This is a genomic window from Brevundimonas sp. (genome assembly GCF_018608325.1).
Classification (GTDB): domain Bacteria; phylum Pseudomonadota; class Alphaproteobacteria; order Caulobacterales; family Caulobacteraceae; genus Brevundimonas.
Map to the genome: position 1 here is coordinate 1 of NZ_JABAZW010000006.1, position 10,909 is coordinate 10,909.

Genomic DNA, 10,909 nt, shown 5'->3' on the forward strand with positions numbered 1-10,909 from the left:
GCTCCAGGCCGGTTCGGCCTGCGGCCGCGCGATTGCGGGCGTTGATGAAGACGCGCTGGTCGTCACGCAGGGCAGCGGCGCCATTCCTGTCCAGTTCGGCCAGAAGTCGGCGATAGCTATTGGCGATGGACTGATCCAGTCGGCGCAGGTCCGGCGTCGTGCAGATGGCGCGGTCCACGGGCTGAGTGGCGCGGCTGCAATCGGCGGATTGCGGCGCGGACTGCGCCGTGGCCCAGCCTGCGGGGAGGGACAGCAGGGCGGCCAGCGCCAGTCGAGAAATAAGGGGCATGATGATCTCAGCTAAAGGCGGCGGGCGGGACTGAACCGATCATGGATGTATCCGTTCCCGCTGGGGAAGGGGGCGTGACCATGGCCGGCAGGGGAGGGCAGCCAACACAGGTTATCAGAATATGAGCGTCGCTCAATTAAAGAGTTGAAAAGTCGCGATGGGGCTTGCGTGTTATTGAGCGTTGTATAATAAATTGCACCAACAGTGATGCGAGGGGTCAGTGGGCGCATTCGCAGATGGATATAGGGAGGTAGGCGTGCCGGTGTTGATGCGATCTTGTCTGGTGGCGGCTGTGCTGGTCGTCAGCGCTCCAGCCCTTGCGCAACCTGCTGCGCCAACCCCTGCGGCGGTTCAGAAATCACACGCCCGGTTCCAGACATTCTTTGAGGATTTCCGCACCGCCGTTCTGGCCAATGACCGCGATGCGGTGGCGGCGATGACCCAGTTCCCGTTCACCGATTATCGGCCGGGCAACTACTGTGAAGAGGGCGTGGCTTGCGAGATTTCACCCGCATCTGCGACCAGTCGCACCAAGGCGGAGTTTCTGGCGCGCTACGACCGCATCTTCACGCCTGCGGTGATCGCAGGCATCCGTGATCGCCAACTGCGGGCTTTCCAGAGCGGCGTTGATGACGGCGAGGTCGGCGGCCCCATCGTGCGCGGCGAACATATTCTGCAGCTTGATGACGCCGGGGATCAGCGCGTCTTTTCGCTACACGGCGGCGTCTACAAGCTGGACCGCATCCCCTTCTATTCCTGACCGAAAGGCCTGACCTATGGGTTTCAAGGACCAAATCGCCGCCGTCTGCGCAGCCGCTGGATTGGCGCTGGTGATGGCACCGGCGTCGCAGGCGGCATCGCCGACGCAGGCGAGGACGCCATCCAAGATCGACCGCATCTTCACCTCCGCCATGCTGGGCGGTGATGCAGCGGCGCTGGAGCGAGTGACAGGACGGGCCGCCCAGAACGCGGGCGATGTGCGTTATTACGAGGTCGAGGGGTGCGCCGTACAGGCCCTGGTGAGGGGCGGCAAGGTCGAGGCGCTGGCGATGGAAACCTCGTCTCGCTGCACCTTCAATGTGGATGCGGTGATCGGCGGTGACGCCATCGGCACGGCCAATATCATCCACTTCGCCGAGATATTCGACAATTTCCAGGATGGTGTGCTGACCGCCGACTGCCTGATGATGTGCGGCAATGCGGTCGAGCCTTCGATCCAGTACACCTTCAACGTCGGCCGTCGCGCCATGACCATCGAGACGGTCATGGTCACTCAGCCAGAGGCGACGGAACGTTGGCAAAAGGCGATGGTCGACGCCAAGGGGCAGGACTGGGTGGTCGACGCCTCGTTCAACTGCGACCACAGCTTCGACAGGATCGGCAAGGGGCTGTTCCGTCCGGCGCAGGCCACGCGGATCGTCGTCTGGGCCAGCCCGCCGCGCTTTGCCTGCAATGGGCCGCGGCCAATCTGATGATCAGGACATCCGCCATTCTGGCCGCCGTGGCCTTTGCATTTGCTGCACCGGGCATCGCTTCGGCCTGCATCGGACCAGCGGGACCGCCGCCGACGCCTGAGCAGAGAGAGGCGAACCTGCGTGAAATCCAGGCCGCGTCCTGGGCCAATGCGGCCCTGGTCTATGAGGCCGAGATCACCGAGAGCTTTATGGTCTTCTCTCAGGATGATCCGAGCCATCCGGGCATGGCCAGCGGAACCTATGTGCGCGCCAAGCCTGTGCGGGTGCTGAAGGGCGAGGGCGCGCCGCCTGAGGTGCAGTTTGCCTATGGCCTCGGCCCGGAATGCACGTTCGGACCCAGTTACAGTCCGCGTTCGCGAGGCGAGGGCAGCCGGTTCGTCTTCTACGCCTCTCGCCCGACCATTTCGTCCCAAGCCGACATCTTCTCCACCATGCCGGTGGACGCGCTGCTCGATGCAGAGACGCGCGTTGCCTTGGCGTCTGGGCGATAAGCCGCCTTAGATGCCCGATTTTTTGAGTTCATCCCGGCCCGTGCGGCCAAGGAAAGCGTCCCATGAAGAACAGTAAGCTGGGCATCGCCCTGACCGTCCTGGCCCTCAACATCGGTGTCGTCGCCTGCGCGAAGGCTGACGAGGACAGGTCCGACAAAAAGCCTGTCGAAGTCGCCGTTCAGGACCGGACGACCGCTTCCAAGATGGAGGCCGACAAGGCCGCAGCGCCTGCCGAGGCCGCCGGTGCGCCGGGCATTATGGCCTATGCGGGCAAGGACCCGTTTGATCCGGTCCAGGGCGTGTCCTTCTTCCAGAACAGAGCCGTGCGCGCCGCCATCGTCGCCTCAGGCGCACCGCGTGATGTGCAGCAGTTCGTGGTCTTCGACGGCAATGTCGTCGTCCCGATCCGCAGCACGATGGGGCGGCTGCTGGCGTCGGGCTATGATCCGGCGGGCGCAGGCGTGACCAACTGGGCCGTTCTGATGACACCCGCAGGCAAGGCCGCCGTCTGCTATTCCAGCGGCGAGAACCCCAATGCAATCACGGCGGACTGGTACTATGAGGGCGACATCGCCTTCACGCTGGAAGATCGCTGCCCGTCGCGGCCCGAGGACATCGAAAGCTTCAGCAACTGGCCCATCGGCCCGATTCCGGGCTGATCGGGTTCAGGCGCCGCGTTCCAGGCCGTAGAGGGCCTCGACAATGTCGTCCGCCTTCTTCTGGACCAGTTCCTGGGCGTCGTGGACGCCGCGATTGTAGAAGACGCCGCTGATCTCCTTGCTGATGAAGTCCAGCAGCATTTCAGCGGGCAACTGGCTCAGGTCCTGATCCAGCTCCTTGCGGAAATAGTCGCGCAGCTTGCCGGTGGCGGCTGCGCGCGCATCCTTGGACAGTTCGATGGGCTTCATCCGGTCACCTCCGCCAGAGCTTCTTCTGCCGCGACCCATGCTGACTCTGCAGCTTCCAGATCGGTCTGGGTCTTGGCGCGGGCGCGGGTCAGGCCTTCGATGGCCTTGGGATTGGAGACCGAGGCGTTGGCGATGTCGTCGTCGATGCGGGCGATTTCCGCCGTCAGTTGGGTCATCCGCTCTTCCGCCTTTTTGACGGCGTGTCGCAGGGTCGAGGGCGAGGGGCCGGACTTCTTGTCGTTCTTGCGGTTCTTGTTGTCCTGAACGGGCGCCTTGGCCGCTTCTTCCTTCTTGATCTGGCTGGGCTTGGACACGGCGGCCTTGGCGCGGTCGAGAACGAACTTGGCGTAGTCGTCCATGTCACCCTCATAGGGCTTCACCGTGCCGTCAGCGGCCAGCCACAACCGATCCGCGACCATTTCCATCAGCGAACGGTCGTGGGTAATCAGGATGACGGCGCCCGAATAGTCGTTCAGCGCGTCCAGCAGGGCGCGGCGGCTGTCGATATCCAGGTGGTTGGTCGGTTCGTCGAGGATCAGAACGTGGGGCGCATCCATGGCCACCATGTTCAGCAGCAGGCGCGCGCGCTCGCCGCCCGACAGGCTGTCGACCGTCGTCTCCTGCTTCTCATAACCCAACCCGAACTGCGCCAGCTTGGACCGGCGCGCGCTTTCGGGCGCATCCGGCATGGCGCGGCGGATGATTTCCAGCGGCGTATCGGTGGGGTCCATCGCCTCGATCTGGTGCTGGTGGAACCAACCCACCCGCATCTTCTTGTCGCGATGCAGTTCGCCCTCAGAGACGTTCAGGGCCCCGGCGATCATCTTGGCGAAGGTGGACTTGCCCGCGCCGTTGACGCCCAAGAGGCCGATCCGGTCGTCCAGATCCATGCGCAGGTTCAGGTTCCGCAGGATCGGCTTGCCAGTCTCGTACCCGACATTGGCCCGCTCCAGCCGGATCAGCGGCGGCGCCAGCGGGCGCGGCGGCGAGGGCAGGGTGAAGGGGGCGACGCGCTCTTCAATCGTGGTGGCGACCGGCTGCATCTTCTCCAGACGCTTCATGCGCGACTGGGCCTGAGCGGCCTTGGACGCCTTGGCCTTGAAGCGGTCCACGAAGGATTGCAGGTGGGCGCGTTCGGCGTCCTGCTTGGCCTTGGCCGACAACTGCAGGCGAGCCTTTTCGGCGCGCGCCTTTTCGAAGGCGTCGTAGTTGCCGGTGTAAAGCGTCAGGGTGTGGTTCGCGAGGTGCAGGATGTGGGTGCAGACCTCGTTCAACATTTCCCGGTCGTGGGAGATGATCAGGGCGGTGTGCGGGTATTTCTTCAGCCGCGCTTCCAGCCACAAGGCGCCTTCGAGGTCGAGGTAGTTGGTCGGTTCGTCCAGCAGCAGCATGTCCGGCTCTGCGAACAGGGCGGCGGCCAGGGCCACGCGCATCCGCCAACCGCCCGAGAACTCCGACATCGGCCGGGCCTGGTTCTCTTGGTCGAAGCCAAGGCCGACCAGGATTTCAGCAGCGCGCGCGGGGGCGGCGTCGGCGTCGATCTCGATCAGACGCGACCAGATCTCGCCCATCTCCTCCGGCTCAGCCGTTTCCAGACGGCCCAGCAGGGTGTGGCGTTCGACGTCGGCTTCCAGAATCGTGTCGATGACACTGACGGGCGTGGCCGGGTGTTCCTGATCGACCGAGCCGATACGGGCGGTTTTGGGCAGGCTGATTTCGTCGCCATTGGCGTTCAGTTCGCCCAGGATCAGCTTGAACAGCGTCGACTTGCCGATGCCGTTGCGGCCCACCAGACCGACCTTGGCGCCGGGCGGCAGGCTGACAGAGGCGTCGACAAGGAATTTGCGGCCCCAGGCGTTGAAGGTCAGGTCTGTGATCTGGAGCATGGAGCAGTCGAAATCTAAAATCGTCCGGATGCCGCCAGTCGCAGGGCGAGGAGCGTCACGGACACGAAAAAGGGACAGTTGGAAACTAGGGAGGTCGTCGCTATAAGCCCGCGACCCTCAAACTCCCAAACAAGAAGTCACTTCACCATGACCGAACGCACCTTCTCGATCATCAAGCCCGACGCGACGCGCCGCAACCTGACCGGCGCAATCAACGCTGTCATCGAAACCGCTGGCCTGCGCGTCGTCGCTCAACGCCGCATCAAGCTGACCGAAGCCCAAGCCAAGAAATTCTACGAAGTGCACGCCGAGCGTCCCTTCTACGGCGAACTGGTCTCGCAAATGATCGCCGAGCCGGTCGTCGTGCAGGTTCTGGAAGCTGAAGGCGCTGTCGCCAAGTACCGCGAAGTCATGGGCGCCACCAACCCGAACGACGCCGCTGAAGGCACGATCCGCAAGCTGTTCGCCCTGTCGATCGGTGAAAACTCGGTCCACGGTTCGGACTCGCTGGAAAACGCCGGCATCGAAATCGCCCAGTTCTTCACCGACGACCAGATCGTTGGCTAAGCCCTAATCGGCTTTGAACTGCTGAAACGGCCGGGCCAGCAATGGTCCGGCCGTTTTTCTTTGTGTCGTGACCACAAATGAAAACGGCCCCGGAGATTGCTCTCCCGGGCCCAGGAAGACGCGTTGATCGCCGGTCAGGCCGTCGATCACGGGCGCGGGCTGGCCGTTCAGTGACTTGTGATAGGCGTCCAGCGCCAGCAGCAGGCCGCCCAGGTCGGCGATGTTCTCGCCCATGGTCAGCTCGCCATTGACGTGCATGCCGGGCAGGGGCTCCAGCGAGTCATAGATGGCCCCCAGAACCTTGGCGCGCTCTTCGAAGCGGGCGGCGTCTTCCGGCGTCCACCAGTCACGCAACACGCCGTCGCCGTCGGACTTGCGGCCCTGGTCATCAAAGCCGTGGGTGATCTCGTGGCCGATGACCGCGCCGATGCCGCCATAGTTGACGGCCGCGTCAGCATTAGGATCGAAGAAGGGCGCCTGCAGGATGGCGGCCGGGAAGACGATCTCGTTGCGCGGCGGGTTGTAATAGGCGTTCACAGTCTGGGGCGTCATGCCCCATTCCAGCGGATCGACCGGCTGGCCGATCTTGGCGCGCTTGAAGGCCCATTCGAAGGCGCTGGAACGCTCGACGTTGCCGTAGAGGTCGTTCGCCGTCAGCTCCAGACCGTCATAGCTGCGCCACTTGTCGGGATAGCCGATCTTCACCCCGAACTTGGACATCTTGTAGAGGGCCTGCTGGCGAGTGGCCTCGCTCATCCAGTCCAGGTTCTTCAGACGTTCGGTCATGGCGGCGCTGATGTTGCCGACCAGCGTCTCCATCTGGGCCTTGGACGTGGCGGGGAAGTGCAGGCGCACATATTCCTGAGCCAGAACCTCACCCAACTGGCCGTCGACCAGGGCCACGCCGCGGTTCCAGCGCGGACGGTTCTCCGGCTGGCCACGCAGGGTCTTGCCGCGGAACTCGAAGCGCGAATCCACGAAGGCCTTGGACAGGTAGGGTGCGGCCTGATCGGCCAGCTGCGAGGCCTGCCAGGCCTTCAGCGTTTCGACCGGCGTTTCAGCAAACACCTGGGCGATGCCCGGAATGGCGGTGTTTTCCATCACCACCAGAGTGTCGACGTTGGCGATCTGGGCGCCGTCTAGGAAGGCGGCCCAATCAAAACCGGGCGCCTGTGTCGTCAGGTCCGCCACCTTGGTCGGGTTGTAGATCTTGTCGATCTGGCGACGTTCGACCGTGGTCCAGTGTTTCTCGGCGACCTTGGTTTCGAAGGCCAGAATGTCGGAGGCTGACTTGGCCGGGTCGGTCCAGCCGATGGCGGTCAGGGTGCGCGTCAGATAGGCCAGATAGGCCTCGCGCTGGCTGGCGAAATCAGGCTTCAGGTAATAGTCGCGGTCCGGCAGGCCCAGGCCGCCCTGACCCAGATAGGCCGAGTTCAGGTCCGGGTTCTGAAGGTCTTCGAACACATCGACGCCGAACAGCGAACCGCCGAACTTGGAATGGGACTGACCCATCAGGCGCGCAATGCCGGAACGATCGGTCACGGCCTTGATCGCGGCCAGATCAGCGGCCAGCGGCTGGGCGCCCAGTTGTTCGACACGGGCCTCGTCCATGAAGCTGGCGTACAGGGCGCCGACCTTGCGGGCGTTGTCGTTGGTCGGATTGGCGGCGCTGGTCTCGATGATGGATTTCAGCTGCGACTGGGCGTTCTCGTACAGGACGTCGAACGGGCCGAAGCGCGCCTTGTCGGCGGGGATTTCCGTCGTCCGCAGATAGGTTCCGTTCGCATATTCGTTGAAGTCGTCGCCGGGCTTCACCGCCGTGTCGCGGCCAGCCAGATCAAAGCCCCAGGCTCCGAACGGAGAGTGTCCGCTGGCGCCATGTGCATGATCCTGAGCCGAAGCACCGCCGCCTGTCAGAGCGACCACGATGCAGGCCGAGCAGGCGGCCATCAGACGAATGCGATTCATTTAGGGACAGATCCTGTTTCTATTGGGCGGCACCTTCGCGCCGGTGCGACAGGCTGTCGCATTAAGATTTGGTAATATAGGGCGCGCTCAGCCGCGCTCCAGACCCCGGCAGAAAACGTTCAACTGCTGCGGATAAAGGCTGTGTTCAGCGGTCTTGACCCGTTCCGCCAGCAGGGCAGGCGTATCGCCGCTCAGGATCGGCACACGCGCCTGACCCAGAATTGGGCCTTCATCCACGCCCTCGGTCACCAGATGCACGGTGCAGCCCGCCTCGGCGTCGCCAGCCGCGATCGCCCGCGCATGGGTGTCCAGACCGGGATAGAGGGGCAGCAGGCTGGGATGGATGTTCAGCATCCGCCCGCGCCATCCGCCGACCAGCCAAGGCGTCAGCACGCGCATATACCCGGCCAGGGCGATCACCTCGACCCCGGCGTCGCGGAGCGCCTGATCCACCGCCTTCTCGTGCGCCTCACGATCCTTGCCGAAGGATTTGTGAGCGATGGCCGCCGTGCAGATACCCGCCGCCTCTGCCAGTTTCAGTCCACCAGCGCCTTCGACATTCGACAGCACAAGCACGACTTCATAGGCGCAGTCGGGGGCATTGGCGGCCTCAATCAAGGCCGCCATGTTGGAGCCGGTCCCCGATATCAGGACGGCGACGCGGACGGGGGAGAGGGATTCAACGACCATTTGCACCGCATGGCCGCACGATGCTTCCTTGGCAAGGCCGTGCGTGATCCGCGCTTGTTCCTAACGTCAACTTGGCTGTAGCGTTCGCCCGCCGGTCGCCCAGCGAGGGGCGCTTTTGGGCCGGTGCGTAGAGGGGACTACCGAATGAAGAGACTGATGTGCTTCGCAGCGGTTGCCGCGATGTTGGGTGCGCCTGTGACGTCTGTTGCCCAGGAAAACGGTGCTGCGGCAGCTGGTAGCGGTGCCATGCGCTCTGCTGTCGAGCGCCTTCGCAACGCCAATGCAGAGGCAATCGAAAAGGATTGGGCGCGCGCGCCGATCCAGGAGACGGAAGTCACCACCTCCCATTCGGTCAATGCTCACGGACGCACCCTGCGTTACCGCGCGACTGCAGGCACCCTAACGATCCGTGACGACGCCGGCATGCCCACCGCCAGCCTGTTCTACACTGCCTATACGCTGGACGGTCAGCCGGTCGGGACGCGGCCTGTGACCTATCTGTACAATGGCGGACCGGGTTCGCCGACGGTGTGGCTGCACATGGGATCGTTCGGTCCGGTGCGGGTCCAGACCGATGAGCCGACAGTGGTGCGCCCTGCACCCTTCGCCTTTGGCCCCAATGACATGACCCTGCTGGACCAGACCGATCTGGTCTTCATCGACATGGTCGGCGCTGGTTTCTCGCGCCCGCTGGGCGAAACGCCGGGTGCCGCTTTCTGGGGTGTGGATCAGGACGCAGACGCCTTTACCCGCGCCATCATGCGCTACACGACCAAGTTCAATCGCTGGTCCAGCCCGAAATACCTGATTGGTGAATCCTACGGCACGCTGCGTGCGGGCGCTGTGGCCTTCCTGCTGGAAGACCGGGGCATGTCGCTGAATGGCGTGGTTCTGCTGTCGTCGATCATGAACTATGGCGTGCGCCAGCCGGGCTATCCGCAGAATTTCGTCACCCTGCTGCCCACCTATTCGGCGACCGCCTGGTATCATCGCAAACTGGCCAATCCAGCCGCGACGGTCGAAGAACAGGTCCAGCGTGCACGTGAGTTCGCGCTTGGTCCCTATGCTTCGGCTCTGGCGAAGGGGCACATGATCGCGGACGCCGAGCGTGCCTCGATCGTGCGCCAGCTCAGCGAACTGACCGGCCTGTCGACCACCTTCATCGACAATGCCAACATGCGCGTGGAGTTGAGCAGTTTCCGCAAGGAGTTGCTGCGTGACCGTCGTGAGACCATCGGCCGTCTGGACACCCGCTATCTGGGTCTGGACGATGATGCATCCGGTGACGCGCCTGAGGAAGATCCCTCCAGCTCGGCCGTGACGGGTGCCTATTTCGGCATCTTCCAGGACTATGTGGCCAATACGCTGAACTACAAGACCAACGTCGAGTACCGCATGTCGGCGCGTGGTCTGCCGGGCTTCAACTGGAACTGGAACCACCGTCCGCCGGTGGGCGGCCCGCAGACGACGCCGAACACGGCGGTTGATCTGGCCACGGCGATGCGGCGCAATCCGTACATGAAGGTGCTGGCGCTGAACGGCTATTACGATGCCGCCACGCCCTTCTTCTCGACCGAGTTCGATCTGGCCCAGATGATGCTGGAGCCGAAGCTGCGTCCGAACCTGGAGTTTACCTACTACGAGGGCGGGCACATGATGTACCTGAGCCATTCGGCGCTGGTGAAGCTGCACACGGACCTGTCGCGCTTCTATCGCGAAACCGCCAACGGCGGCGTCCGCTAAGACAACAAACCGGAGGCGGTGCGAACCGCCTCCGGTTTTCTTTTTGACTTCAGAAGGCGCCGGGTGCGCCGGGGAAGACCACGGGGCTTTCATAGCCGTCCGCCGAAATGGCTGAGACGCCGAAGAACCAGTCGTCGATGACGACATCCTTCAGAACCAGAGAGGTCGCATTGGCCGTCGCAGTGCGGCTGTAGGTCCATTGCGGTGCGGTCGTCGAACGCCACCAGACGCGATAGCTGGCCGCGCCGGGAACCGTGTTCCACTTGACCGTCGTATCGGACTTGAGCGCGCCCTCGATGTCGACGCCTGTTGGTGCAGCAGGGGCGGCGGCCAGTGCCGCCATCGAAACGATGTTCAGCCGCGCCACCTGACCCAGATAATCGAAGTCCACACCGTCGATGGTGTCGCCGTAATGGATGCCGTTCTCGACCCGCAGGTCCTGATGCTGGCGGTCGTAATTCTCGGCACCTTCGCTGATGCGCACAGCAGGGAAGCCCGCTTTCAGCATCTCGACCTGATCGCCGCCGCGGCCATAACGGTCGGTGCGATAGATCATCTCGACCTTGAAACTGGCCAGATAGCGGTCTGCGATGCCGTCGATGAAGCGGGCCAGATTGCGCGACGAGGAATCGACCTCTCCACCGTTGTAGCGGCGCCGGTCGGCCTGTTCCGGTGTTTCAACTGTCTTGGTGCCTTCCGAGAAGACACGCACGCGGGTCGTGTTGCGGACGCCGTTCTGGCCTTCGGAATTGCCGACGATGTCGTTGTTCAGATTGGCCTCGACCTTCCAGTTCTGGGCGGTGGCGTAGTCAGCCAGAATCTTGCCGCCCAGCAGGCCCTGTTCTTCGCCCGACAGGACGGCATAGACCAGAGTGGCGGGGAATTTGTGCTT

12 protein-coding genes are annotated in these 10,909 nt (G+C 63.5%); 6 read left to right on the forward strand and 6 right to left on the reverse strand.

From position 1 onward, the window contains the following. Positions 1-289: lysozyme inhibitor LprI family protein (locus QZ281_RS00395; protein WP_292223317.1), on the reverse strand; the 289-nt coding region annotated here is incomplete at its 3' end. Between the two features lie 256 nt (positions 290-545). Between QZ281_RS00395 and QZ281_RS00400 the strand changes: the two genes are divergently transcribed. The 4 genes from QZ281_RS00400 (at position 546) to QZ281_RS00415 (ending at position 2,914) form a co-directional block, all read left to right on the forward strand. After that, positions 546-1,049: a hypothetical protein gene (locus QZ281_RS00400; RefSeq protein ID WP_292223320.1), complete on the forward strand. Its 504-nt coding sequence runs from the start codon at positions 546-548 to the stop codon at positions 1,047-1,049. Positions 1,050-1,065: 16 nt separating this feature from the next. Continuing rightward, positions 1,066-1,761 (forward strand): hypothetical protein, encoded by a 696-nt coding sequence (locus tag QZ281_RS00405; protein ID WP_292223322.1) that lies wholly within the window; start codon positions 1,066-1,068, stop codon positions 1,759-1,761. After that, complete coding sequence (locus QZ281_RS00410) at positions 1,761-2,255, forward strand: hypothetical protein (RefSeq protein ID WP_292223325.1); 495 nt, start codon at positions 1,761-1,763, stop codon at positions 2,253-2,255. The genes QZ281_RS00405 and QZ281_RS00410 overlap by 1 nt, the downstream gene beginning before the upstream one ends. Positions 2,256-2,317: 62 nt before the next feature. Continuing rightward, positions 2,318-2,914: a hypothetical protein gene (locus QZ281_RS00415; protein ID WP_292223329.1), complete on the forward strand. Its 597-nt coding sequence runs from the start codon at positions 2,318-2,320 to the stop codon at positions 2,912-2,914. Between the two features lie 6 nt (positions 2,915-2,920). On the opposite strand, the gene QZ281_RS00420 is transcribed toward QZ281_RS00415, so the two are convergent. After that, a complete protein-coding gene (locus tag QZ281_RS00420) occupies positions 2,921-3,163 on the reverse strand; it encodes a DUF2164 domain-containing protein (protein WP_292223332.1) in 243 nt (80 codons plus the stop codon). Beyond that, positions 3,160-5,049, reverse strand: a complete 1,890-nt coding sequence (abc-f, locus tag QZ281_RS00425) for a ribosomal protection-like ABC-F family protein (protein WP_292223335.1) — start codon at positions 5,047-5,049, stop codon at positions 3,160-3,162. Before abc-f ends, QZ281_RS00420 begins: the two co-directional genes overlap by 4 nt. Before the next feature lie 147 nt (positions 5,050-5,196). Between abc-f and ndk the strand changes: the two genes are divergently transcribed. Continuing rightward, on the forward strand, positions 5,197-5,616 hold the full coding sequence (ndk, locus tag QZ281_RS00430) for a nucleoside-diphosphate kinase (RefSeq protein ID WP_292223337.1): 420 nt from the start codon (positions 5,197-5,199) through the stop codon (positions 5,614-5,616). 3 nt (positions 5,617-5,619) lie between these two features. Here the strand turns inward: ndk and QZ281_RS00435 are convergent, their stop codons facing one another. Next, positions 5,620-7,584 (reverse strand): M13-type metalloendopeptidase, encoded by a 1,965-nt coding sequence (locus QZ281_RS00435; protein ID WP_292223340.1) that lies wholly within the window; start codon positions 7,582-7,584, stop codon positions 5,620-5,622. 87 nt (positions 7,585-7,671) lie between these two features. Beyond that, a complete protein-coding gene (gene purN, locus QZ281_RS00440) occupies positions 7,672-8,274 on the reverse strand; it encodes a phosphoribosylglycinamide formyltransferase (RefSeq protein WP_292223343.1) in 603 nt (200 codons plus the stop codon). Between the two features lie 246 nt (positions 8,275-8,520). Between purN and QZ281_RS00445 the strand changes: the two genes are divergently transcribed. Then, on the forward strand, positions 8,521-10,017 hold the full coding sequence (locus QZ281_RS00445; RefSeq protein WP_292223345.1) for a peptidase S10: 1,497 nt from the start codon (positions 8,521-8,523) through the stop codon (positions 10,015-10,017). Between the two features lie 49 nt (positions 10,018-10,066). Here QZ281_RS00445 and QZ281_RS00450 read toward each other — a convergent pair. Continuing rightward, a partial coding sequence (locus QZ281_RS00450) for a M28 family peptidase (RefSeq protein ID WP_292223348.1) occupies positions 10,067-10,909 on the reverse strand: 843 nt, incomplete at its 5' end.